This is a genomic window from Aquisalimonas sp., from assembly GCF_007120195.1.
Taxonomy (GTDB): Bacteria; Pseudomonadota; Gammaproteobacteria; order Nitrococcales; family Aquisalimonadaceae; genus Aquisalimonas.
Map to the genome: position 1 here is coordinate 1 of NZ_SKOG01000061.1, position 23,207 is coordinate 23,207.

A 23,207-nucleotide genomic window follows, 5' to 3' on the forward strand; every position below is an offset into this window, starting at 1 on the left:
CCGATCATCGCAGCCGGGGGCATGGGAGACGGTCGAGGCGTCGCCGCCGCGCTCACGCTCGGGGCCAGCGCGGCCATGCTGGGAACGGCCTTTCTGCGCTGTCCGGAAGCGAGCGTGCACCCGAGCTGGGCGGAGGCGCTCGGGGACCTGGAACCGGAAGATACCCTGCTGACACGCGCCTTTACCGGTCGCGCAGGCCGAGCAATCGCGACGCACTTCGTGCAGGCAATGGCAGCGCCCAATGCGCCGGAGCCGGCGCCTTACCCGATACAACGCGGGCTCACCGCACCCATGAAAAAAGCCGGTGCCGACGCTCGCGACTACCACCGCATGCAGGTGTGGGCCGGCCAGGCTGCAGCAATGGCCTCACCGAGGCCGGCAGGAGAATTGCTCGCGGCCATCTGGGACGAGGCCCAAGCGTTGCTATGACAGCATTGCCGCCACGCCGCAGCGCTTATACACCTTCCGGACTTCAGTCCATGTCAGCGCGGGTGCCGCCTGCCCGGGGAGGGCGTTGGAGACGGACAACAGGCGCCGTGACGGGGCGGTCCCAGGGCTCCCGCGCCACTGCACGTTGACCGTCTCGCCAGCCCAGGCTACCGTGCAGGGTCCTGATTTAAAGGGTTGACTATGAAGCTGTTGGATCTGCCTTCCTCCGTACTCGCCACCTTTGCCGAGCAGGGACGGGGGATTCGCGCGACCGACGCCGGGGCGCGACCCGAGGAGTTGCTCGAGCTCTACGACATGGAGGGGTGCCCCTACTGCCGCGTGGTGCGCGAGGCGCTGACCGAGCTGGACCTGGATGCGCACGTCTACCCCTGTCCCAAGGGCGGCACACGGTTCCGCCCGCGCATGGAGTCACTGGGCGGGCGACAGCAGTTCCCATTTTTGGTGGACCCCAATAGCCGGACGATGATGTACGAGTCGGCGGACATCATCGAGTATCTGTATCGCAGGTACGGAAAGCGGGCCGCGCCTGCCAGGCCCTTGGTCCGGCTTGTGCGCACGCCGGCTTCCCTGGGCGCGACATTGCTTCGCGGCGGTCGTGGCGTGCGCATGCGCGCGAGTGTGGAGCCGGAGCAGCCGCTGGAGCTCTACAGCTTCGAGGCAAGCCCATTCGCCAGGCAGGTCCGGGAGAGGCTCTGCGAGCTGGAACTTCCCTATATCCTGCGGCAGTCGGGCCGAACGCAGACCCTGGACTGGGTGGCACCGGCCGTGCGCGAGCGCATCGTGCCGCACTACCGGCCAGAGCAGCGCAACCGTTTGGCGTTGCTGCACGAGACGGGCCGCGTCCGCGTGCCCCACCTGGTCGACCCGAATACGCGGACACGGTTCTACGACTCCGCCGCCATCATCGAGCACCTTGAACGCACATACGCCCGCTGATCAGACCCTGCTGCCATCGACGCCGCCCCCACCTGGCAGGATCCATGGCGCCTCGAGCCCATGGAACCGCCGGGAACGCTCGCACCGGCGCGGAGGCCGCAGAGCCTCTCAGGCGCTCTTCTTCGCCGCCAGCCGGCTGATCCGCACCGCGCAGTACTTGAACGCCGGGATCTTGCCATCGGGGTCCACAGCCGGGTGGGTAAGCACGTTGGCGCAGGCCTCGCGATAGTGCATAGGCACGAATACACTGCCCCGGGCAATGCGATCCCGCACTTGGGCGCGAATACGAATGGAGCCGCGCCGTGAAGCGACCTCCACCCAGTCGCCGTCGGCGATGCCATGGCCGGCGGCATCATCCGGATGGATCTCCACGAACCCCTCGGGGCTGAGGCCGTGCAGCACCTGCGAGCGGCGCGTCATCGTGCCGGTGTGCCAATGCTCGAGCACCCGTCCGGTGTTGAGCACCAACGGGTATTCCGCGTCCGTCGCCTCCACGGGCGGCGATTGCCGCGCCGGCACCAGCAGCGCCCGACCCCGCGGGAACGTGTCCTTAAAGACGATGGGCTCACCCTCGGAATGCTCTGGATCCGGGCATGGGTACCAGCGCCCATGGTCACCGAGCACCGTATGGTTGAGACTGGCGTAACTGTCGGTGCAGCCCGCGAACTCATCGAACACCGCGGCCACGTCCGCGTATTCCATAGGGTAGCCCACGCGTTGGGCGATCTGGCAGATGATGTGCCAGTCCTGCCGGGCCTCGCCCGGTGGCCGCAACGCCTGCCGGCCCAGCTGCACGCGGCGGTCGGTATTCGTGACGGTCCCGGTTTTCTCCGCGAAAGCGCTGCCCGGCAGGATCACGTCGGCGAACTCCGCCGTTTCCGTGAGGAAAATATCCTGCACCACCAGGAACTCAAGCCTCGCCAACGCCTTGCGGACCTTCTCCACGTCCGGGTCGGAGACGAACGGGTTCTCACCGAGGATGTACATGCCTCGAATCGCGCCTTCGAGGGCGCCCTCGGTGATCTCGGTGACCGTGCGCCCGGGGGTGGGCGAGAGCGGCCGTCCCCACAGCGCTTCGAATCGTGCCCGAACGTCCGGATCGTCCACCTTCTGGTAATCGGGGAACACCATGGGGATCAGGCCGGCATCGGAGGCGCCCTGGACATTGTTCTGCCCGCGCAGCGGATGCATCCCGGTGCCCGGGCGGCCGGTATTGCCGGTGATCATGGCGAGCGCAATCAGGCAGCGGGCGTTGTCCGTACCGTGGGTGTGCTGGGAGATGCCCATGCCCCAGAACACCATGGCGGCGCCGGCGCGGCCAAAGCGCAGCGCCGCCTCGGTAATGCGCCCGGCTTCGACACCGCAGAATTCGGCAACGGACTCCGGGGGATAGTCCGCCACGGTCGCTTTGAGCGCGTCAAAGTTTTCGGTGCGCGTGGCGATGAAGTCCGCGTCGATCAGCCCCTCGCGGATGATCACGTGCATCATGGCGTTGTAGAAAGAGACGTCCGAACCGGGGCGGATTTCCAGGTACATGGCGGCGTGATCGGCGATGGCCGGCCGCCGGGTGTTCACCACCAGCAGCTCGGTACCGTTGGCGGCAGCCTCCTTCATGAAGGTCGCCGCCACCGGATGGTTCTCCGTTGGATTGCAGCCGGTGATCAGCGCCACGTCGGCGCGGGCGATGTCGCGCACGATATTGGTCACGCCGCCGGAGCCGATGCCTTCAAGCAGCGCCGCAACCGATGAGGCATGACACAGCCGCGTGCAATGATCCACATTGTTCGTGCCAAAGCCCGCGCGAATGAGCTTCTGAAAGAGGTAGGCCTCCTCGTTGGAGCCCTTGGCCGAGCCGAACCCGGCGAGGGCATCGCCGCCTTCGCGCTCGCGGATGCCGGCGAGATTCTCACCAACCCGCTCCAGGGCCTCGTCCCAGGTGGCCTCGCGGAAATGGGGCAGTACGGTCTGCGGATCCACCGGCCCACCCGGTCGGTGTGGGCCGTTGTCGTCCCAGGAGAGCGCGCCCTTGGGGTAGGACTGCTCGCGGCGGATCAACGGTCTCGCCAGCCGGTGGGCATGGGTGGTGTAGTCAAAACCGTAACGGCCTTTGACGCACAACCGGCCCAAATTCGCGGCGCCGTCGCGGCCACGCGCTTCCACAATGCGGTTATTGGCGGTGTCCACCACCCAGCTCAGGGCGCAGCCAACCCCGCAATACGGGCAGACGGAATTCACAACCCGCGCCGAGACGCTTTGTCCGGTCATGGCCTCTCCTCCTCCACCACCACGCGCAGCCCCTGCAGGCTGCGGTTGGTGAGCGCTCCGGTGGGGCAAACGGCCTGACACTCGCCGCAGGCGACACAGGTACTCTCGCCCATGGGCACGTCCAGATCGAAGGCGATGTGGGTCGTCGCCCCTTTACCGCTGCGGGTCATCACGTGGTTGTGCTGGAGCTCATCGCAGCCGCGGATGCAGCGGTCGCAGAGAATACAGGCCTGGTGGTCGACGACGATGACCGGCGATGACGTGTCCCGTCGGCCTTCCGTCGCCCCCCCAGCGCGGTGAAAGCGGCTGGTCTCCAGGGCGTAGTCCCGGGCCAGTGCCAGCAGCGCATCGTCACCGGTAGTCACCTCCCGGGCGCTTGGCTCGGGATAATCCCCCAGCAACAGCTCGAGCAGCATGCGGCGGTTGCGCTCGACTTTGTCCGTGTCGGTACGGACCTCCATGCCCTGTTCGCAGGGCCGTACGCAGGCCGCCTGGAGGTTGCGGGCACCCGTCTCTACCACGCAGACGCGGCACACGCCCACCGGGCGCATGCGGGTGCTATGGCAGAGCACTGGAATGTCGATCCCGATTGCCCGGGCGGCATCCCAGATGGTCGCACCAGTGGGGACCTCCACCGGCTGGCCGTCGATGGTCAGCGAGACGGTGTCGTTCATGCGTGCTCCCTCCGCAGCCGGGCTGCCTCGTTGGGGAAGTGGTGCAACAGGCTCATGATCGGGGTCAGTGCCACCTGCCCCAGCCCGCAAATGGATGTCTGCGCCAGCGTCTCGTCGAGTTCCTCCAGCAGCGATGCCAGCCCGGATTCCGGCGCACCGTTCTGCGCCGCCTCCAGTTTCCGCACCGCCTGGGCGGAACCCACCCGGCACGGCACGCACTTGCCGCAGGACTCGCTGCGGAAAAACCGCACCTGTTGAATCGCCAGGTCGAGCAGATCGCGCCCCTCGCCCACCACGAACAGGGCGCCGGAACCGAGCCCGGCGCCCGCCCGGGCGAGGGCGTCGAAATCCACCGGGGTGTCCGCACGCTCTGCCGGCAGGAACGGCGTGGACGCGCCACCGGGAGAGAAGGCGTAGAGCTGCCGCCCCTCGGCCATACCGCCGGCATGCTCGATCACCTCGCGGATGGGGGTGCCGGTGGCCACGCAGTAGACTCCAGGGGCGAGCACATCGCCAGAGACGGACAGGAACTTAAGCCCGTTGTAGCCATCCCGCCCCCGCGCCTTCCACGCCGCGGCGCCGTCCTGGAGGATGCGGGGAATCAGCGCGAAGGTCTCGACGTTGTTCATGAGTGTCGGCCCGCCGTTGTACCCCACCTGCGTGGGGAACGGCGGTTTGTTGCGGGGCTCACCGCGTTTGTCCTCAAGCCCTTCCAGCAGCGCGGTCTCCTCGCCCATGATATAGCCGCCGGGGGAGATGAACAGCTCCAGCTCGAAGTCGAAGCCACTGCCGAGAATGTCGCGCCCGAGCATCCCGGCGCCGCGTGCTCGCTCCAGGGCCTGCTCCAGCGTCTCGCGGGCGTGCTCGTATTCGTGTCGGAGGTAGATAATCCCATGGCCGGCGCCAACGACCCAGCCACCGATGACCATGGCCTCGACCACCAGGTGCGGCGCACGCTCCAGCAGCAGCCGATCCTTGAACGTGCCGGGCTCACTCTCGTCGGCATTGCAGACCACCGTCCGTGGCATGCCCTGAGCGGCCCGGGTGAACCGCCACTTGCGCCCGGTGGGAAATCCGGCCCCCCCCATCCCCCGCAGCTCGGATGCCTCCAGAGTCTCGATGACAGCGTCCGGGCTGCCGCTGCGCAGCAGCTCCGCCAGCGTGCCGTAGCGCGCATCAGCCCCGGGGTAGGGATCGACCTCCGCAATCTCCGCGGGCGGATCCCCGACCAGCGGCTGCGGGCGCCGGCCGGTCATGCCATCACGTAGCGTCGCCGCATCGCCGCACACCGGAACATCCCCCGCCAGCGCCGCCGGGGCCGCATGGCACAAACCCAGGCAACTCACCGGTTCAACCGCGACCCCGTCCACGTCCGCCAGGGCTTGCGCCACCGACTCAGGGAACCCCGGGCCGGCGCGCATGCGACAGGCCACATCCCGGCATACCGACAGGCGGCGGGGCGCCCCCGGTTGCATGCGGAAGAACGGATAGAACGAGCGCAACCCCTCCAGCCGATACAGCGGCAGCCGCAATTCTCGCGCGAGCGCCTTCAACGCGTCGTCGGTGAGTGCGCCGTCGCGCTGCTGAAGCGCCATGAGCCGATTCAGGAGCTCCATCCACCCTCCTTCGTCCCGAGTGCGGTGCGCCAGTGTTGCCTTACGGTAAGAAAACCACGGCAGGCCGAATCCGTAAATAGCGCGCGACGGCATTGACCATGCAATCTGCGACAGAACAGCGTTACCAAAGCACGAGCCGCTTAGCCCGAAGCCAACCGCCGCCACAGCATCTCGAACGGGCCGACACCGTGGAAGCGGCGCCAGAGCAGTGAAAAGCCGACCTGCACGGCCCATACCAGTACGACCACCCCAAGGAGCTGCGCATACCCGAGGCGTGAGAAAAGACCAAGGCCAACGCCGTAGAAGATCCCCGCACACAGGATCGACTGGCCGAGATAATTGGTCATGGCCAAGCGCCCCACGGCCTCCAGGGCATGCATCGCCTGCCCGAGCACGGAGTGCCGGACCAGGAGGATGACGATGGCGATCCAGGCCAGTGCTATGGCGATACTCGCCCAATGGTTAGCGATCCGGCCCAGGAACATGGAATAGCGGAAATCCCAATCCACTACCAGCTCGTTGAACAGAAAACCGGCAAGCACAACCGGGATTCCAAGGGCGAGCCCAAACACGGCCACACGGCAATAGCCGCGCAGTGGCCATTGCCCCGAGATAAATCCGACCTGCATGAGCGCCATACCCAGGAACATCATCGCGAGCATGCGCCAGCCCCGGTCGGAGGCAAACATCCACGCCTGGGCGCCGAGCGCATTGACGGCACGCTCACCCGTGCTCGCCAACCACCCGAATGTCAGCCGATTGAGCTCCGCGTAAACGATCTCGGCCGTGGGCGTCCAATATTGGCTTATCAGGAACTGCAGCCACTCCGTCGGCAACAAAAAGATCAGGCCGGCGCTGAAGGCGAGCCAGAGGACCGTGCCACCGGCATACAGCAGCAGACCAAGCCGCACCAGCGTATCCGCCGGGCGATGGCGGAACTGCACGGCGATGACGCCGCAGACGGCGTATGCCGCCAGGATATCGCCCGGCCAAACAAACAAGCCATGAACCAGCCCGAACACGAACAACCAGGCCATGCGCCGGCGGAACCGGCGCTCGAAGTCCTCCGCCGAGCCCTTTGCGTTCCTGGCCATCAGCACGATGCCCGCCCCAAAGAGCACGGTGAGCATGGTGATGAACTTCTCGTCGGCAACCACATGGCTGACGATCCAGACCGCCCAGTCCAGCGGCGGCGGTTCGCCCAGCGCCTTGGGATTGAGGTACTCGCTGGAGAAGCGGCCGAAAGACTGGATATTCATCAGCAATATACCCAGCACAGCGACGCCCCGCAGCACGTCCAGCACAGCGAGCCGCTGCCCCTCGACGGAGGCAGCGGCTGTGGCAAGATGGTGTGGCAACGGCTTCATGGAAGGCACTGGATTACTCGGGCCGGATGGTAAGGGGGACATCGTTTGGTGCGAACGCGAAGCCTCATTCTGATCGGTATTGTCGGTCTGATCGCCGCTACTGCCTATGTGGCCTATACCCAGTACGCCGCCGGGCTTTACTACCTGGCCGGCCAATACGATCGCATGATGAACCCCTACGGCATCGACCCAGACGCGCCAGAACCCAACAAACGTGACCGCGCGCTACACGCGTCCATGTTCGTCGCCGATCTGCACATCGACACACTGAAGTGGGAGCGCGACCTGCTCGAGCGCTCCGCCTTCGGGCATGCGGACGTTCCTCGCCTACACGAGGGTAACATTGCCCTGCAGGTATTCACGATCGTCACCAAGAGCCCACTGAACCTGCCCTGGCAGGAGTGTGTCAGCGGCAACGCGCCCGACACCAATACCCCGCTGTCTTTTATGCAGGGCCGGCCGGTAATCAGCCTGCGCGAGCGGGCATTTTATCAAATCGAGCGATTCAAGGAGGCCGCCGAACGCTCCCTTGAGACCGACGGGCCCGAGCTGCGCCTCATCGAGACGGTCGACGACCTGCGTGAGCTCGTCGCCGATCGGGAGGCAGGTGATGCGGTCATCGGCGGTATCCTGGGGATCGAGGGCGGGCACTGGGTCGGCGGGCCGGAGGCGGATTCCGACGATGTCCGCGCGGAGATGGAAGCCTTGCATGAAGCGGGGGTGCGCCTGTTCGCGCCCACTCACCGCTTCGACAATGCCCTGTCCGGCTCCAACGAGGGCTGCGAGCGCTACGGCCTCACGGAAGACGGCTTCGCCGCCCTGGCCGCGGCACAGGCGCTGGGCATGGCCGTGGATCTCGCCCATATTTCCAGCGCCGGGCTCGAGGAGGCAACGGCGTTTTTGCATGATCCGGTCACAGTCTCCCACGCCGGCGTTCGGGAAGGCTGCGAGCCGCCCTGCCGCCCGGATCGCAATCTCAGCGACGACGATATCGAGCGAATCATCGAGACCGACGGCGTCATCGGCATCGGCTTCTGGCCCCAGGCCATCGGCCCGAGTGTCTGGCGCGTGGGCGATGCCATGCGCCATATCACAACCATCGCCGGCGAGATGGGGGTCGAAGAACCCTCCCGACACGTGGCAATCGGCTCGGACTACGACGGCTCCGTCACGCCCATGATCGAGGTCACCCACCTGGATGTGCTCACCACCCTCCTGCGGCGTGGCGATGAGCCTTTTGCCGAGGGACACGTTCGACGGATCATGGGGGCCAATACCTGCCGATTGTTTGGCACCGTGCTGCCCGGGGGCAGCCCGGAAGCCGCGGAAGAGATCTGCGGCTCACTCCACCAGGCCTCGCCGCTTGACGGGGAGGAGGCTTGAGCCGACCACGCCACATACCGTGAAGGAGCAATGCCCGTATGGCGACAATCAACGAAACCATGCATACGGATCACCAGCCCAGCGAGGTACCGCTGACACCGCTGTCGATGCTGGACTGGGCGGTTACGGTCTACCCGGATCATCCGGCCATCATTCACGGTGACCGGGTCACCAGCTACGCGCAGTACGCCGCGCGCTGCCGACGCCTGGCCTCCGCGCTGCAGGCGCGCGGCATCGCTCCCGGACAGACCGTTGCCACCGTGCTGCCCAACATTCCGCCGATGCTCGAGGCCCATTTCGGCGTGCCCATGGCGGGATGTGTGCTGAACACCATCAACACCCGGCTGGATGCCCGCACCATCGGCTTTATCATCGACCACGGCGAGGCGGATGCACTGCTCACGGATACCGAGTTCGCGCCCATGGTCCGCGAGGCACTGGAACACTGCCAACGCAGCCCGCTCGTCATCGACGTCGACGACCCGGAAGGCCCGGGCGGCGAGCGCCTGGGCAGCATCGAATACGAGGCCCTGGTGGCCGAGGGCGACCCAGGCTTCCGATGGCAATGGCCGGAGAGCGAGTGGGACAGCATCAGCCTCAATTATACGTCCGGCACCACCGGCAACCCCAAGGGGGCACTCTACCACCACCGCGGCGCCCATCAGGGGGCCTACAGCAACATCATTGCCTGCGAAATGGGCCGTCACCCGGTCTACCTCTGGACCCTGCCCATGTTTCATTGCAACGGCTGGCGGTTCCCGTGGACGCTCCCTGCCGTGGCCGGGACCAGCGTGTGCCTGCGGCGCGTCGAGCCCGCAGCCATCTTTGACGCCATCGGCAGACACAAGGTGAGCCATTTCTGCGGCGCACCGCTGGTGCTCAACATGCTCAGCAGCGCCCCCGAGGCGAAAACGGCTCGCTTCGAGCAAACCATCACCGCCTACACCGGCGGCGCCGCGCCGCCGGCCGCCGTCATTGGCGCCCTGGAAGCCATGGGAATCCACGTCATCCACCTCTACGGTCTCACAGAGACATACGGCCCATCCCACTACTGCGCCTGGAAGACGGCCTGGGATACTCTGCCGTTGGAGGAACAAGCCCGCCGTGCAGCACGCCAGGGCGTGCGTTACCTGAGCATTGAGGAGAGCATTGTCGCGGACGCCGACACGCTCGAACCCGTCCCCATGGACGGCGAGACCATGGGCGAGATCATGGTCCGTGGGAATTCCGTTATGACTGGCTATCTCAAAAACCCCACCGCCACGGCGGAGGCGTTCCGGGGCGGCTGGTATCACACCGGAGATCTCGCTGTCTGGCATCCGGACGGTTACCTGGAAATCCGCGACCGGGCCAAGGACGTCATCATCTCCGGCGGGGAAAACATCTCCACCATTGAGGTGGAGGACGCTCTGTACAACCATCCTGCGGTGCTGGAGTGCGCCGTAGTCGCCGCGCCCAGCGAACGCTGGGGCGAAACCCCGTGCGCCGTCATCGCGCTGCGCCCGGACGTGGGGGCGCCAAGCGCCAAGGACATCGTCGCCTTCTGCCGCGAGCGGCTGGCCGGCTTCAAGATCCCGCGCCACGTGCTCTTTGACGATCTGCCCAAGACATCCACAGGAAAAATCCAGAAGTTCGTGCTGCGCGAGAGAGTGCAGGAACTGCGTGATGAGCAGATGGTGCGATAAGGCGGATTCCTGCATCAGGGCGGGCGTCTGCGCGCGCGTCTGGACGTCCCTTCAGTGCCCTCATTCCCAACCCTTACCGGGCATTGGGTACGAATAACTGCTCCCCGCCAACAGTGTACTGCGCAATGGCACGCTGTCCGTCTTCCGATGTCAGCCACGCGTGCCATTGCCTGGCCTTGTCATGGCGCAGGTGTGGGTGCTGCGCCTTGCTGAGCAGAATGCTGCCGTACTGATTCACGAGTTCATCGTCACCCTCATAGAGCACCTGTAACCGTTGACGATTCTCGAAGGTGGCCCAGGTGGCGCGGTCGGAGAGCACATAGGCGTCCATGGCGGCGGCGGTATTCAGCGTCTGCCCCATTCCGCTGCCAAGCTCGCGATACCAGGGGCCGCCCGGGGTCACCTCGGTGTCGCCCCAGAATCGGCGCTCGGCCCGATGTGTACCGCTGTCATCCCCCCTGGAGACGAACACCGCTTGCTGTTCGGCAATGCGCCGGAGCGCGTCGATGACGGACTCGGCGCCACGGACGTCCGCTGGGTCGGCAGCCGGACCGATGACGACGAAGTGGTTGTCCATGACATCCCGGCGCTCCTCGGCATAACTGGCGTCGACAAGAGCCTCTTCGGCCTGCCGATCGTGAACCAGTAAGGCGTCGGCGTCGCCGCGGCGGCCGATTTCCAGGGCCTGACCGCTGCCTACGGCCAGCATACGCACCTGGATTCCGGTCCGGGCGCAGCGCCCAGGCCCGGGCCAACGCGAGGCGCTGCTGCTCGCCGCCGGAGAGCACGCGCGCGGGTCGATGCGCACAGGCGCTGCACTTCGCCCGCCATCCATCTCTGAGCGAAGACGACCTGGCGCTGGCGGTGCGTGAGGGCGAGGCCGACACCGGCCTCGCCGTGGAAGCCGCGGCCACGCGGCACGCACTGGAATTCATTCCACTGCACGTGGAGCACTTCGACCTGGCCATGCGCCGGCGCAGTTACTTTACCCCACCCATCCAGCGGCTGATGGCGTTCGCTGCATCCGACAGGCTACAGGCCCGGGCCGGCGCGATGGGTGGCTACGACGTCTCCCGTCTGGGTCGGGTGGTTTACAACGCCTGATGCCCGGCTATTCGACGTGCGCCATGCGCCCGCAAGCGCCTCAGGCATGCCCGAAAAAGGCCCGGACCACCTCAATGTCCCGCGTGCGGCTCATGGGCGGGAGGCTGTTGAGGAACTGCTTGCCGTAGGAGCGCCCGGTGAGTCGCGGATCGCCGATCATCAGCACACCATAGTCGGCCTGGTCACGAATCAGGCGGCCGACACCCTGGCGCAGGGCGATCACCGCCTGGGGCAACTGGTAGTCGCGAAACGGGTTACCCTGCTGGCGGCGCAGAAAGTCGATGCGCGCCTGAATCACCGGATCGGACGGCGATGCAAAGGGCAGGCGGTCGATGATCACGGCGGACAGGGCGGGCCCCTTGACGTCCACCCCTTCCCAGAAGCTGTTGGTTCCCAGCAGGACCCCATTACCCGCTTCGCGGAAGCGCTCGAGCAAGAGGTTCTGAGAGGCATCCCCCTGCACGAAGACCGGATAGCCCAGGTCCTCACGGAATACCTCGGCCGCTTCGTGCAGGGCCCGATGGCTGGTGAAGAGCACAAACGCCCGCCCACCACTGGCCCGGATAACGTCCTCGGCACGCTTGAGAAAGGCCTCCAGATAGGCCGGGCTACTGGGTTCAGGCATCCCGGAGGGGGCGTATAACAACGCGTTGTTGGCGTAATCAAAGGGGCTATCCACGCGCAGGGTCCGAGCCTCTTCGCCAATCCCCAGGCGCGCACTGAAATGGTCAAAGCGCGCATTGACGGATAACGTCGCCGACGTGAACACCCAGGCCGCGGGATGGCGGTTCATGCGGGCCTGGAATTGTTCACCCACGTCCAGGGGTGTGAGACGCAGAATGAACGCCTGGGCGTAGGTCTCGTACCACTGCACGAACGCGCCGGCCTCGGCGTCGTTGAAGCGCTGCAGCAGCGTGGCCATATCGCCGGCACGCCGGTGACAATTCTCAAGCCCCCGACCCCGCTCCGCCAGCGTCTCGAGGAGTGCGGCCAGGCCCTCGGTCACCGTGCGCAGGCAGGCCATGGCGTCGACGACCTGCGGGTCCGCGGCCAGGGTACTCCATGCCGCCCGTTGCCCGGCACCGCCCAACACCAGCCGGAAGTCCTGCATTGCCTTGCGCAGGCGATCCAGCTCATCGAGCAGCGCCGGCTGATCCCCCGCCTCACGCAGGTACTGTGCGTGGGTATCGCGAATGAGCTCCTCAAACTGGCGGCTGCTGATGGACAGCCCGAAGAACTGGGCCGCCACATCCGGCAGCTGATGGGCTTCGTCGAGCACATACGCGTCCGCGGTGGGCAGGACCTCACCGAAGCCACCCTCCTTGAGGGCCATGTCGGCCAGCAGGAGGTGATGATTGACCACCAGCAGCTCCGCCTCCTGTGCACGGCGCCGGGCGGCCATCAGAAAGCAGTCATCGAACCGGGGGCAGTCCTGGCCGAGGCAGTTGTCGGCGGTAGACGTGGCTCGCCCCCAAATGGGCGCATCATTCGGGACGTCGGCGAGCTCGGAGGTATCGCCAGAGCGGGTGAGCGTCGACCATTGGCGAATCGCTTGCAGCTGCCCTGCGGCACCCGGCCGATCGAAGCGCGCATCCACTTCGGCCATGTCCATGCGGTGAAGGCAGAGATAGTTCGTGCGCCCCTTCAGCAGTGCGGTGCGCACGGGCAGATCCAGAGCATTGCGCAGTAGCGGCAGATCCTTCTGGTACAGCTGATCTTGCAGGGTCTTTGTGCCGGTGGACACGATCACGCGCTTGCCCGAGAGCAACGCCGGCAGGAGGTAGGCGAATGTCTTGCCCGTCCCCGTGCCCGCCTCGGCGATCAGGGTCTCGCCGGCATCGAGGGCCTGCGCCACCCCCCGGGCAAGGGCCTGCTGCTCGGCGCGGGGCTGAAAGCCGGGCAGTGCCCCGGCCAGCGCTCCATCCGGGCCGAGATGATGGTCCGTCTCACTCACCGCCCGCCTCCTGCAGGCCTTCAGCGCGACGGCGCGCCGCGTCAGCGCCGTCCTCATCGCCGCGCAGATACCGGCTCACGGCGATGATCTCCCAGTTCCGCCGCTGGAGTTCGATGTTGTCACCCGCATAACTGACAGACCGCTGAGCCATGCTCTCGGCCTGATCGAGGGCGTCTTCGCGGTAACGCACGACGGCAAGATTGTGCCAGAGCACCGCGTTTTCCGGCGCAATCCGCAGCGCCCGTTCCAGCAGCGCCCCGGCGCGTTCGTGATCGCCGTCGTCCGAGGCCTGCTGGGCCTCGGCCATGAGGTCGCGCACGGCCGCCTCCCATGCCGGTGCCTGCGCATCATCCGGGATCGTTGCGCCCGGCTCCTCCGAGGGCACATCGTCCGGCTCTACCCGATCCCGCTCCTGGAGGGCGGCGCAACCGGCCAGTAACACGACGAGTGCAACCAGGACCCCCTGTACGGCACACCTGGCCCCTGTCACTGAAACCACCTCCTCAACCAACTGCCGTCGGACTCATCCCCGCGCTCGTGCTCGCGCCGACCGCACTCCGTCCAGCGCTCCGGTTCATGGCCGACCACGTACGGCAATTCCACGGCACCATCACAGCGATCATGGCTGCGCTTCCCGGTGTCGCGGTCGATCCAAACGCGCTCGACGTCCTGCGGCCGGGCGGGGTTGAACCCACGGGCACTCAGTTGCGCCAGGGTCTCCGCCCACACGCCCAAAGCGCCCGTCGCACCGGTCAGCCCGATCGTCCCGTAATCATCGCGCCCCAGCCAGACGACCCCAAGCGTGTCACCGCTGTAACCGGCGAACCAGCTGTCACGATAGTCATTCGTCGTCCCCGTTTTGCCGGCCAGCGCCAGGCTGCGAGGCAATACACTGTAGGCAATGCTGCCGGTGCCTTCCCGCATGGCTCGCTGCAGCGCGTAATTGAGCAGGTACACGGACTCCGGCGCCACCACCCGTTCCGTCGCCAGCCGGTAGCGCTTCAGGGGGGCGCCCTGGCCGTCGCTGACCGCGCGCACGGAACGCAGCGGCACCCGAAAGCCCTCAGCGGCGAACACCTGATACATTTGCGCCACCTCCAGGGGTGAGAGCTCCGCGGTCCCCAACAGATAAGAGGGATAGGCCCGCCGCGGCGCGACCTGCCCCAGGCGGCGGACGACATCGGTCACGGCGGTCACGCCCACATCCATGCCCAAGCGAACGGTGGGTACGTTATGGGAGTGGGCCAGGGCGTCGACCAGCAGCACGTCGCCGCGATGCGTCTCGTCGAAATTGCGCGGACTCCAGACCTTGCCCTGTTCATCCTCCAGCTCGATCGGGGAGTCATCCAACAGGCTGCCCAGACCCCATCTGGCGGGGCGCTCCAGCGCAGCCAGGTAGACCGCCGGCTTGATGAGCGACCCCACCGGGCGCTTCGCGTCGAGGGCCCTGTTGAAGCCTGCAAACTGCGCGTCCCGCCCGCCTATCAAGGCCGTGACCTCACCGGAATCCACCTCCAAGGTCACCACGCCCAGCTCCAGGGCGTCAGACTGCCCTGCGAGCCGGGCCTTAGCGGCCTGCTCGGCGGCCGACTGCGCCAGCGGCGACAGCGTGCTGAACACCCGCAGCCCCTCGGTCTGTAAATCCTCACGGCGATAGTCCCGTTGCAAGTGTCGCTGGACCAGGTCCATGAATGCCGGGTAGTTATGGCGCGGCGCGCTGTGTCGCGAGATGAGACCCAACGGCTGCTCCTGGGCAGCCCGAGCCTCGTCCTCCCCCAACACCCCACTCTCGGCCATGACACGCAGGACGAGGTTGCGCCGCTCCCGTGCCCGTTGCGGATGACGGTGCGGATTGTAATAGGATGGCCCTTTGACCATGGCAATCAGCAGCGCCTGGTGCTCCACCGGGAGGTCCGCCAGGGGTTCACCGAAGAAGTACGGCGCGGCAAGACCAAAGCCATGGATAGCGCGGTCGGCGTCCTGAGCGAGGAAGACTTCGTTGAGGTAGGTCTCCAGGATATCGCGCTTGTCGTAGCGCAGCTCCAGCAAGACTGCCATGATCGCTTCGTTGAGCTTGCGCGAGAGGGTCTGCTCGCCGGTGAGGTAGAAATTTTTCACCAGTTGCTGGGTCAGGGTGCTACCCCCCTGAACGATCCGGCCGGCGCGGATGTTGGCGACAGCAGCGCGTGCAATCCCCGATGGGGAGAGTCCGTGATGGCGGTGGAACTGCCGGTCTTCCACGGCCAGCAAACCGCCAATCAATGTGACCGGCACATCATCGAGCTGCACGAGCAAGCGGTCTTCCCTGCGCGTCGGTGCAATCGCACCGATCTGGGCGGGATCCACGCGCGCAAGGCTCGGTGCGTGCGCCGAACCGGGCCGCTGCAACGACTGTATGTGGCCATCACCAAACCGCACTTCCAGACTGACCGAGGGCTCGTGCCCATCCCAGTGATCGAATGCACGAGTGGTCAGGCGCACGGCATTGCCATTGCGGGACCAGCTGCCGGGGCGGTCCGCCGCCGGGATCTCGCGGTAACCCGCGGCCTCGAGCTCGGTTAGCAACTGGTCGGGGGTGAGCGCGCGCCCAGCGTAGAGCTCAAGGGGCCGCGCGTACACCGTTGCGGGAATGGACCAGCGTTTGCCCTCGAACTGCGAGCGGACGTTGTGATCGAGCCAGGCACCATAGGCGAGTGTCGCCACGAGACTCAGCACAAGTGCGACAAGCAGTACACGCCTCCAACGCGGCCTCGGCCGGTTGCGGCTGTTCCCCCTTTTCCTCGAATGCTTGCGCGACATTGTTCATCCGCAGGTAACGCCGGGGCGGCCCGGGCCTGCAGCGCGGGTTAGCGCCACGGGCCTATCCCGGTCGACGGCAGATCCACAGCGCCCACAGGCCGAGGAGAATGTAACCGGCCAGGGTCCAGGCCGGAAGCGTCACACCCATGATCGTGTGAACCTCCGCACACTCGCCTGACCCGGCCAGCAGCATGGAAACGGTTTCCGTCAACGGAAACGCCCCCAACATGTAATCCAGCCCCGGCCCACAGGCCGGAACCTCCTCCGGTGGCAGGCTCTGCAACCAGAGGTGACGGCTGGCGACCGCCGCGCCGAGCGCGGCCAAACCGGCGACCAAGCCGCCGTGGACAAACCGGCCCCACCCCGAGGCAGCATGGACATACCCGAGCAGGAAGGTCACCGCCAGCGCGACAAACACTAAGCGCTGCACGATACACAATGGGCAGGGTTCCATCCCCACGATCCACTCGAGCCCGTAGGCCCCCGCCAGGATCGCGACGCAGGCAGCAAGCCCGATGCCATGCCCACGCCGCTGACGTGCGCGTATCGGGGATTCGGCGGTGACAGGCAACAGGGGCATCGATCGAACTACAGTGAGCGCAGGATGGCATAGCCTACCAAAAGCGCCGGCACTCCACAGCGACTGCGTCACGGTTTTTCCGCAACAGACTGGCGAGGCTGCCCCTTCGTCGACCGGCCGGTTTCAGCAAGCGACACGCTCGCCTGACACAGGCCCTTGCTGTGCGGTGAACTGCCCGGGTCGCCAGCCGCACGCTACGACCTCTGTCGGGCGCCCTCGGTGGTGGCTGCCCCCGTCCGGGACTCGCCGGCGAGAGCGGCCTCTAGCGACGCCCACGGCAGACTGGCGCACTTGATGCGCGAGGAGAACCGACGCACGGCAAGCAAAGGCTTGAGCTCCGCTGGCACCGGGGAGGAACGGCCGGCAAGCGCGTCCCGGAACGCCGTCATTAGACAAACGGCCTCGTCCACACTGGCCCCTTCAAGCGCCGTCGTGAGCAACGAGGCCGACGCAGTTGCAATCGCGCAGCTCTCGCCCTGGAAACCGATCGCAGCGATCACGCCCTCACGAACATCCAAGGTCAACTCAATGCTGTCGCCGCACAGGGGGTTGTAGCCGTGTGCATGATGGGTCGCGGGGACAACGGCCACGAAGTTTCGCGGCCGTCGATTGTGCTCCAGGACCACATCTTGGTAGAGCTGAAGGAGTTCGTCCGCCATCGCGACTGTTTTGACCGTTCCCTAGTGTCCTGTATCCGAAATGCGTTGTCTTTTGCTTGTCGGTGCGCCTTCGAGGCTAGGCGCCGGGCCGAAGGCGTAGTGGACCCTACGGCGAGAACCGGTAACACCGCCTTGGAGGCGCACCGGCAAGCCCTCCGAGAGCGCCTGTCCGGCCGCGGAGCGGTGTTGCGCCTCTTGCCAAGGGCGACGGCCATTGGCTGCGAGCCGCGCCTTGCTCCACGGCCGGACAGGCAGCTCAAAAGATAACGCATTTCGGTTACAGGACACTAGGCGAACAGGCGTTTCACCTTGTCGATGGATGCCACCAGCCGGTCCACTTCCGCGCGGGTGTTGTACACACCGAACGAAGCCCGGGCTGTGGCCGGTATGCCGTAGCGCTGCATCACGGGCTGGGCGCAGTGGTGGCCGGAGCGGATGGCGATGCCGTCGTTATCCAGGATGGTGCCAATATCGTGAGGGTGCGCCTCGTTCATGACGAAGGACAGGGCCCCCGCCTTGTGACGGGCATTGCCGATAATGCGCACACCGTCCATCGCGCCCACTTGCTCGTGGGCATAGGCGAGCAGGTCCGCCTCATGGGCGGCGATCCGGTCCAACCCGAGCCCCATGAGCCAGTCCAGCGCGACGCCAAGGCCGATCACGCCGGCGATGTTCGGCGTTCCCGCCTCGAAACGCTGGGGCGGCTCGGCGAATTCGGTTCCCTCGAAGCTCACGGTCTTGATCATGTCGCCGCCACCGTGCCAGGGCGGCATGCTCTCGAGCAGCGCATAGCGCCCCCAGAGTACGCCCACACCGCTGGGGCCGTAGGTCTTGTGCCCTGAGAACACATAGAAATCGCAACCCAGGGACTGCACATCCACCGGCATATGAGGCGCGGACTGGGCGCCATCCAGCAAGACGGGCACATCACGCTCGTGGGCCAAACGCGCAATCTCCGCCACCGGGTTAATGGTTCCGAGTGCATTGGAGACATGAATCACGCTCACGAGCTTCGTGCGCGCATTGATGCGTGCGGTGACGTCGCCGAGATCGATCTCGCCGGCGTCTGAGAACGGCACCACCACCAGCTTCGCGCCTGTAGCCTCGCAGAGCAGCTGCCAAGGCACAATATTGGAGTGGTGCTCCATGCCTGTGACAAGTATCTCGTCGCCGGCGCTGAGGTTCGGCCGCACGAAACTGTTGGCCACCAGATTGATGCCTTCGGTGGTGCCGCGGGTGAAGATGACCTCCTCCTGCGACGGCGCATTCAGAAAGCGCTGAACCGTGCCGCGTACGCCCTCAAAGGCCGTGGTCGAACGCTGCGAGAGGTCGTGAACCCCGCGGTGAATGTTGGCGTAGTAACTGCGATAACAGTGGCTTACGGCGTCGATGACCACTGCCGGTTTCTGGGCCGTTGCGCCGTTATCCAGATAAACCAAGGGCTTACCGTTGATCTCCTGGTGCAGAATCGGGAACTGGGCGCGGATCGCTTCGACGTCCAGCCCGGTGTCGCCAGTGACCACAGGGTCGAGATGACTCATAGCAGTTTCCTCACGGCCTCCTCCCCCGGGAGCAGGGAGAGCAGCGCCTCGCGTTCGTAATCCCGCAAGGAGGGCAGGCTCACTGGCTCCAGCATCTCGTTGGCGAAGGCGAAAGTGAGTATGCCCCGCGCTTCGTCCTCCGAGACGCCGCGCGAACGCAGGTAGAACACCGCCGCTTCGTCCAGCTGTCCGACCGTGGAGCCGTGGCCGCACTTGACGTCGTCGGCATAGATTTCCAGCCGCGGGTTGGAGTGCGCCAGAGCCTTGGGGCTGAGCAACAGATTACGGTTCTCCTGCTCGGCGTCGGTCTTCTGGGCGTCCCTGGCCACGTGGATCAGGCCATCGAACACCGCCTCGGATTTGCCATCGAGCACCCCCTTGAAGCGCTGCTGGCTGGTGCAATGGTCCGCGTGATGCCGCGTCCAGGTGTGGAAGTCCGCGAACTCGCCGCTCTTCAGGAGGTACAAACCGTTGAGATTGACCGAGCAACCGGGCCCATCCAGATTGGCGTACAGGTCAGTACGCACTGTCCGACCACCCGCATGCAGGGCGTGCCCGGTGAGTTGGGCATCACGGTCCAGGGTGGCATGGATAACACCCAGGTGCGCGCCCTGATCGCCCTCTTCGACGTACTGGTAAAAGCCGATATGGCTGTTGGCCTCACCGATGATCTCGGTCACCGGCGCCGTCAAATAGGCCGCACCATCAGCGCCCATGTAACGCTGCACCACCGTGAACTCGGAGCTGGTGGCTCCGTGGATCAAGACCCGGGGCCAGGAGGCCACGCTGCCGGTGTCCGCGGTCATCACATGGACGAGCTCGATGGGCTGCTGGGGGGCCGCACCGCTGCCGACTTCGATCACCACCCCCTGGGTGGATAATGCAGTGTTCAGAGCAATGAACGGATGCGCCTCGGCATCGGCATGGCGGGCGAGATGGCTCTCGGCGACACCGCCCTCTTCGCCCAGGGCATCGGCCAGTGAACGTACCCTCAGACCATCCGGCAGGCGCTCCAGCTCGGAGCGCTCGGTGTCGAGAATACCGTCGACAAAAACGATGCGCACCGCGTCTTCCACCACGGCGAGGCGGTTGTGCATTTCACTGCCAAGCGTTCCGGGCGAGTGCGCGGGCTGGAAATGCTCCTGGGTGACATGCGCCAGGCGTGTCTGCTTCCACGCTTCAACCTTGCGCGTCGGAAACCCGTTCGCCTCGAAGCGCTGCATGGCTGCCTCGCGGCGGGTTTCCCACCAGGCCGGCTCTGCGGAGCGGTCCCGGCGCTGAAAATCCTGCAGGTAGACGCTTTTCTGTTCTGCAACTGCTTCCATTGTTTACCCCATTTGCTGGACGTTGGCTCAGGCTGCCGCGCCTTCCTCGAACAGCGCATACCCGGACTCTTCCAGCTCGACGGCCAGTTGCTTGTCACCGGACTTCACGATGCGCCCCTGGACCATGACGTGCACCTTATCCGGCACGATGTAGTTCAGAAGCCGCTGGTAATGGGTAATAAGCAGAAAGCCACGCTCATCCGAACGCAGGGAGTTGACGCCATGGGCCACCGTGCGCAGGGCGTCGATGTCCAGCCCGGAGTCGGTCTCGTCGAGAATCGCGAGCCGCGGCTCCAGCACCGCCATGTGAAAGATCTCGTTGCGCTTCTTTTCGCCGCCGGAGAAGCCCTCGTTGACCGGCCGCTTGAGCAGGGATTCATCCATCTGCACCAGTTCCATGCGCTCGCGCACGTGCTTGAGAAACTGCATGGCGTCCACTTCCGGCTCGCCCCGGTGCTTGCGAATGGCGTTGGCCGCCGCCTTGAGGAAGTAGGTGTTGGACACGCCCGGGATCTCCACGGGGTACTGGAAACCCATAAAAACCCCTGCGCGGGCCCGCTCCTCGGGCTCCAGCTCGAGGATATCCACGCCGTCCACCAGAACCTCGCCCTGGGTGACTTCGTAGCCGGCATCGCCGGCGATCACCTTGGCCAGTGTGCTCTTGCCGGAGCCGTTCGGCCCCATGATGGCGTGAACCTCACCGGTATCCAGGGTGAGATCGATGCCCCTTAGGATCTCCTCCCCCTCGACGGCCGCATGCAGATTGCGAATTTCGAGCAATGCCATTTCCGAACTCCAAAGTCTTAGCTGTTCCCTAGGGCCCGACCAGCCACGGGCCGGGCATGCGTTTGCAGGTGAAAGAGGCCTTAGCCGACGCTGTCTTCGAGCGTGACCTCAAGCAGCTTTTGCGCTTCCACAGCGAACTCCATGGGCAGTGTCCTGAAGACGTCCTTGCAGAAGCCGTTGACGATCAATGAGACCGCTTCTTCGGCACCGATACCTCGCTGGGTGCAGTAGAACATCTGCTCGTCGCTGATCTTCGACGTCGTGGCCTCGTGCTCCACCTGGGCACTGGGGTGCTGGATGTCGATGTACGGAAAGGTGTGCGCCCCGCACTTGTCGCCGATCAGCATGGAATCGCACTGCGAATAGTTGCGCGCCCCCGATGCCGTCGGATTCACCCGCACCAGCCCCCTGTAGGTCTGGTCCGCCTCGCCAGCCGAGATCCCCTTGGCGACGATGGTGCTCTTGGTGTTCTTGCCCATGTGGATCATCTTGGTGCCGGTATCGGCCTGCTGGCGGTTGCGGGTCACCGCCACGGAGTAAAACTCGCCCACGGAATCGTCGCCTTTGAGCACGCAGCTGGGATACTTCCAGGTAATCGCCGAGCCCGTCTCCACCTGCGTCCAGGAGATCTTCGAGCGCTTCCCGGCGCATAGGCCGCGCTTGGTGACGAAATTAAGAATGCCGCCCACGCCATTCTCATCGCCCGGGTACCAGTTCTGCACCGTGGAGTATTTGATTTCGGCGTCGTCCAGGGCCACCAGCTCGACCACCGCGGCATGGAGCTGATTTTCATCACGCATGGGTGCGGTGCAGCCCTCCAGGTAGGAGACCGACGCGCCCTCCTCGGCGATAATGAGCGTGCGCTCGAACTGCCCGGTATGGCCCGCGTTGATGCGGAAATAGGTGGACAGCTCCATGGGGCATTTCACGCCCTTGGGGATATAGACGAAGGAGCCATCCGAGAACACCGCGGAGTTCAGCGCTGCGAAAAAGTTGTCCTTGCGTGGCACCACCGTCCCCAGGTACTTCTTCACCAGTTCCGGATGGTCCCGCACCGCCTCGGACATGGAGCAGAAGATAATACCCTGTTCCATGAGCTTGCCCTGGTACGTGGTGCCCACGGAGACGGAGTCGAATACGGCGTCGACGGCCACATCCGGCCTTTCCCCCGCGGGACGCTCGACACCGGCCAGTGCCTCGCGCTCGTGCATGGGAATGCCCAGCTTCTCGTATGTCTCCAGGAGCTTCGGGTCCACCTCGTCGAGGCTCCCAGGCCGCTTCTTGGGCGCGGCATAATACGAGATGGCCTGGAAATCGATGGGTGGAACCCGCACCTTCTGCCAGTTCGGATGGGACATCTCGAGCCAGCCACGATAAGCTTCCAGCCGCCATTCGAGCATCCACTCCGGCTCTTCCTTTTTGGCCGAGATGAACCGAACGATGTCCTCGTTCAGACCTGCAGGGGCATATTCCTGCTCGATGTCGGTCACAAAACCGTACTCGTAGCCCCTGCGGGTAAGCCGCTCGATTGTTTCATTGCTTGCAGACATGTATACGCTCCGCTCAGCTGACTGCCGATTTAATCCGGATGTCGATCCCCCGCAGGCTCGGATGCTCAGGAGATAATGGTTCACTCATGTCCTTGATGCTCACTCCTTCCAGCGCCTGGTAGAAGGCATCGTTAATGCGCGACCAGTTACTGCTGACCGCGCAATAAGGGCTGTACTGACAGGCGGCACCCCCGCCCTCGATACAGTCGGTCAGCGCAATCGGGCCCTCAATTGCCCGCACCACCTGGGCGATGGAGATCTCTTCCGCCGATCGTGCGAGACTGTAGCCGCCCTTCGAACCGCGATGGGATTCGAGCAACCGCGCCCGAACCAGTTGCTTGAGGATCTTGCTGACCATTGCCTGCGGCAAGCCTCGTTGTTCAGCCAACCAGGCCGCACTGTAGCGATCTCTCGGGCAACTGGCCATGAGCCCGAGCACTGCGGTGGCGTAATCCGTTTCGCGATTGATGCGTATCATGGCGCCAGTGTACACGAAATCGGACCAATTTAGTACAGATTCGTTCAGGCCATCC

At 65.3% G+C, this 23,207-nt stretch carries 20 protein-coding genes; 5 read left to right on the top strand and 15 right to left on the bottom strand.

The window, feature by feature from the left end:
* Together QZT63_RS04755 and QZT63_RS04760 are read left to right on the top strand one after the other, a co-directional pair.
* Positions 1-429, top strand: a 429-nt coding sequence (locus QZT63_RS04755) for a nitronate monooxygenase (RefSeq protein ID WP_290649040.1), incomplete at its 5' end; no start/stop codon positions are given.
* Positions 430-630: 201 nt separating this feature from the next.
* Positions 631-1,386, top strand: coding sequence for a glutathione S-transferase N-terminal domain-containing protein (locus QZT63_RS04760; protein ID WP_290649041.1), 756 nt, complete (start codon positions 631-633; stop codon positions 1,384-1,386).
* A gap of 108 nt (positions 1,387-1,494) precedes the next feature.
* Here QZT63_RS04760 and fdhF read toward each other — a convergent pair whose 3' ends face one another.
* The 4 genes from fdhF to QZT63_RS04780 form a co-directional block, all read right to left on the bottom strand.
* Positions 1,495-3,651 (bottom strand): formate dehydrogenase subunit alpha, encoded by a 2,157-nt coding sequence (gene fdhF / locus QZT63_RS04765; protein ID WP_290649042.1) that lies wholly within the window; start codon positions 3,649-3,651, stop codon positions 1,495-1,497.
* Entirely contained in the window at positions 3,648-4,325 is a 678-nt protein-coding gene (locus QZT63_RS04770) for a 2Fe-2S iron-sulfur cluster-binding protein (RefSeq protein WP_290649043.1), read from the bottom strand. The genes fdhF and QZT63_RS04770 overlap by 4 nt, the downstream gene beginning before the upstream one ends.
* Positions 4,322-5,941 (bottom strand): NADH-ubiquinone oxidoreductase-F iron-sulfur binding region domain-containing protein, encoded by a 1,620-nt coding sequence (locus QZT63_RS04775; RefSeq protein WP_290649045.1) that lies wholly within the window; start codon positions 5,939-5,941, stop codon positions 4,322-4,324. Before QZT63_RS04775 ends, QZT63_RS04770 begins: the two co-directional genes overlap by 4 nt.
* A 140-nt stretch (positions 5,942-6,081) precedes the next feature.
* Positions 6,082-7,308, bottom strand: coding sequence for a DUF418 domain-containing protein (locus QZT63_RS04780; RefSeq protein ID WP_290649047.1), 1,227 nt, complete (start codon positions 7,306-7,308; stop codon positions 6,082-6,084).
* Positions 7,309-7,356: 48 nt separating this feature from the next.
* Here QZT63_RS04780 and QZT63_RS04785 point away from each other — a divergent pair, with 48 nt between their 5' ends.
* Entirely contained in the window at positions 7,357-8,691 is a 1,335-nt protein-coding gene (locus QZT63_RS04785) for a membrane dipeptidase (RefSeq protein WP_290649049.1), read from the top strand.
* A gap of 38 nt (positions 8,692-8,729) precedes the next feature.
* Positions 8,730-10,376, top strand: coding sequence for an acyl-CoA synthetase (locus QZT63_RS04790; protein ID WP_290649051.1), 1,647 nt, complete (start codon positions 8,730-8,732; stop codon positions 10,374-10,376).
* 73 nt (positions 10,377-10,449) lie between these two features.
* Here QZT63_RS04790 and QZT63_RS04795 read toward each other — a convergent pair whose 3' ends face one another.
* Positions 10,450-11,085, bottom strand: a complete 636-nt coding sequence (locus QZT63_RS04795; protein WP_290649070.1) for a substrate-binding domain-containing protein — start codon at positions 11,083-11,085, stop codon at positions 10,450-10,452.
* Positions 11,086-11,213: 128 nt separating this feature from the next.
* Here QZT63_RS04795 and QZT63_RS04800 point away from each other — a divergent pair, with 128 nt between their 5' ends.
* Positions 11,214-11,480 carry a substrate-binding domain-containing protein gene (locus QZT63_RS04800; RefSeq protein WP_290649072.1) on the top strand — a complete coding sequence of 89 codons (267 nt, stop codon included), beginning with the start codon at positions 11,214-11,216 and terminating at the stop codon, positions 11,478-11,480.
* A 40-nt stretch (positions 11,481-11,520) separates the two neighbouring features.
* Here the strand turns inward: QZT63_RS04800 and QZT63_RS04805 are convergent, their stop codons facing one another.
* From QZT63_RS04805 to QZT63_RS04850, 10 genes are all read right to left on the bottom strand, one after another.
* Positions 11,521-13,434, bottom strand: coding sequence for an ATP-dependent DNA helicase (locus QZT63_RS04805; RefSeq protein ID WP_290649053.1), 1,914 nt, complete (start codon positions 13,432-13,434; stop codon positions 11,521-11,523).
* The gene (locus tag QZT63_RS04810; protein ID WP_290649055.1) at positions 13,427-13,924 is read right to left on the bottom strand and encodes a tetratricopeptide repeat protein; all 498 of its coding nucleotides are present in this window, start codon (positions 13,922-13,924) and stop codon (positions 13,427-13,429) included. The genes QZT63_RS04805 and QZT63_RS04810 overlap by 8 nt, the downstream gene beginning before the upstream one ends.
* Positions 13,921-16,233: a penicillin-binding protein 1B gene (mrcB, locus tag QZT63_RS04815; protein ID WP_290649057.1), complete on the bottom strand. Its 2,313-nt coding sequence runs from the start codon at positions 16,231-16,233 to the stop codon at positions 13,921-13,923. Before mrcB ends, QZT63_RS04810 begins: the two co-directional genes overlap by 4 nt.
* 61 nt (positions 16,234-16,294) lie before the next feature.
* Positions 16,295-16,813: a disulfide bond formation protein B gene (locus tag QZT63_RS04820; protein WP_290649059.1), complete on the bottom strand. Its 519-nt coding sequence runs from the start codon at positions 16,811-16,813 to the stop codon at positions 16,295-16,297.
* A 194-nt stretch (positions 16,814-17,007) separates the two neighbouring features.
* Positions 17,008-17,472, bottom strand: coding sequence for a Fe-S cluster assembly sulfur transfer protein SufU (sufU, locus tag QZT63_RS04825; RefSeq protein ID WP_290649061.1), 465 nt, complete (start codon positions 17,470-17,472; stop codon positions 17,008-17,010).
* A gap of 287 nt (positions 17,473-17,759) precedes the next feature.
* Positions 17,760-19,013 carry a cysteine desulfurase gene (locus QZT63_RS04830; RefSeq protein WP_290649063.1) on the bottom strand — a complete coding sequence of 418 codons (1,254 nt, stop codon included), beginning with the start codon at positions 19,011-19,013 and terminating at the stop codon, positions 17,760-17,762.
* The gene (sufD, locus tag QZT63_RS04835) at positions 19,010-20,338 is read right to left on the bottom strand and encodes a Fe-S cluster assembly protein SufD (protein WP_290649065.1); all 1,329 of its coding nucleotides are present in this window, start codon (positions 20,336-20,338) and stop codon (positions 19,010-19,012) included. The genes QZT63_RS04830 and sufD overlap by 4 nt, the downstream gene beginning before the upstream one ends.
* 27 nt (positions 20,339-20,365) lie before the next feature.
* Complete coding sequence (gene sufC / locus QZT63_RS04840; protein WP_290649073.1) at positions 20,366-21,118, bottom strand: Fe-S cluster assembly ATPase SufC; 753 nt, start codon at positions 21,116-21,118, stop codon at positions 20,366-20,368.
* A gap of 86 nt (positions 21,119-21,204) precedes the next feature.
* Complete coding sequence (gene sufB, locus QZT63_RS04845; RefSeq protein ID WP_290649067.1) at positions 21,205-22,674, bottom strand: Fe-S cluster assembly protein SufB; 1,470 nt, start codon at positions 22,672-22,674, stop codon at positions 21,205-21,207.
* Between the two features lie 13 nt (positions 22,675-22,687).
* Positions 22,688-23,207: SUF system Fe-S cluster assembly regulator (locus QZT63_RS04850; protein WP_290649068.1), on the bottom strand; the 520-nt coding region annotated here is incomplete at its 5' end.

Coding starts and splice junctions, on each gene's coding strand:
- QZT63_RS04760 (WP_290649041.1), top strand. CDS start 631: ATGAAGCTGTTGGATCTGCCTTCCTCCGTACTCGCCACCTTTGCCGAG.
- fdhF (WP_290649042.1), bottom strand. CDS start 3,651: ATGACCGGACAAAGCGTCTCGGCGCGGGTTGTGAATTCCGTCTGCCCG.
- QZT63_RS04770 (WP_290649043.1), bottom strand. CDS start 4,325: ATGAACGACACCGTCTCGCTGACCATCGACGGCCAGCCGGTGGAGGTC.
- QZT63_RS04775 (WP_290649045.1), bottom strand. CDS start 5,941: ATGGAGCTCCTGAATCGGCTCATGGCGCTTCAGCAGCGCGACGGCGCA.
- QZT63_RS04780 (WP_290649047.1), bottom strand. CDS start 7,308: ATGAAGCCGTTGCCACACCATCTTGCCACAGCCGCTGCCTCCGTCGAG.
- QZT63_RS04790 (WP_290649051.1), top strand. CDS start 8,730: ATGGCGACAATCAACGAAACCATGCATACGGATCACCAGCCCAGCGAG.
- QZT63_RS04795 (WP_290649070.1), bottom strand. CDS start 11,085: ATGCTGGCCGTAGGCAGCGGTCAGGCCCTGGAAATCGGCCGCCGCGGC.
- mrcB (WP_290649057.1), bottom strand. CDS start 16,233: ATGTCGCGCAAGCATTCGAGGAAAAGGGGGAACAGCCGCAACCGGCCG.
- QZT63_RS04820 (WP_290649059.1), bottom strand. CDS start 16,813: ATGCCCCTGTTGCCTGTCACCGCCGAATCCCCGATACGCGCACGTCAG.
- sufU (WP_290649061.1), bottom strand. CDS start 17,472: ATGGCGGACGAACTCCTTCAGCTCTACCAAGATGTGGTCCTGGAGCAC.
- QZT63_RS04830 (WP_290649063.1), bottom strand. CDS start 19,013: ATGAGTCATCTCGACCCTGTGGTCACTGGCGACACCGGGCTGGACGTC.
- sufD (WP_290649065.1), bottom strand. CDS start 20,338: ATGGAAGCAGTTGCAGAACAGAAAAGCGTCTACCTGCAGGATTTTCAG.
- sufB (WP_290649067.1), bottom strand. CDS start 22,674: ATGTCTGCAAGCAATGAAACAATCGAGCGGCTTACCCGCAGGGGCTAC.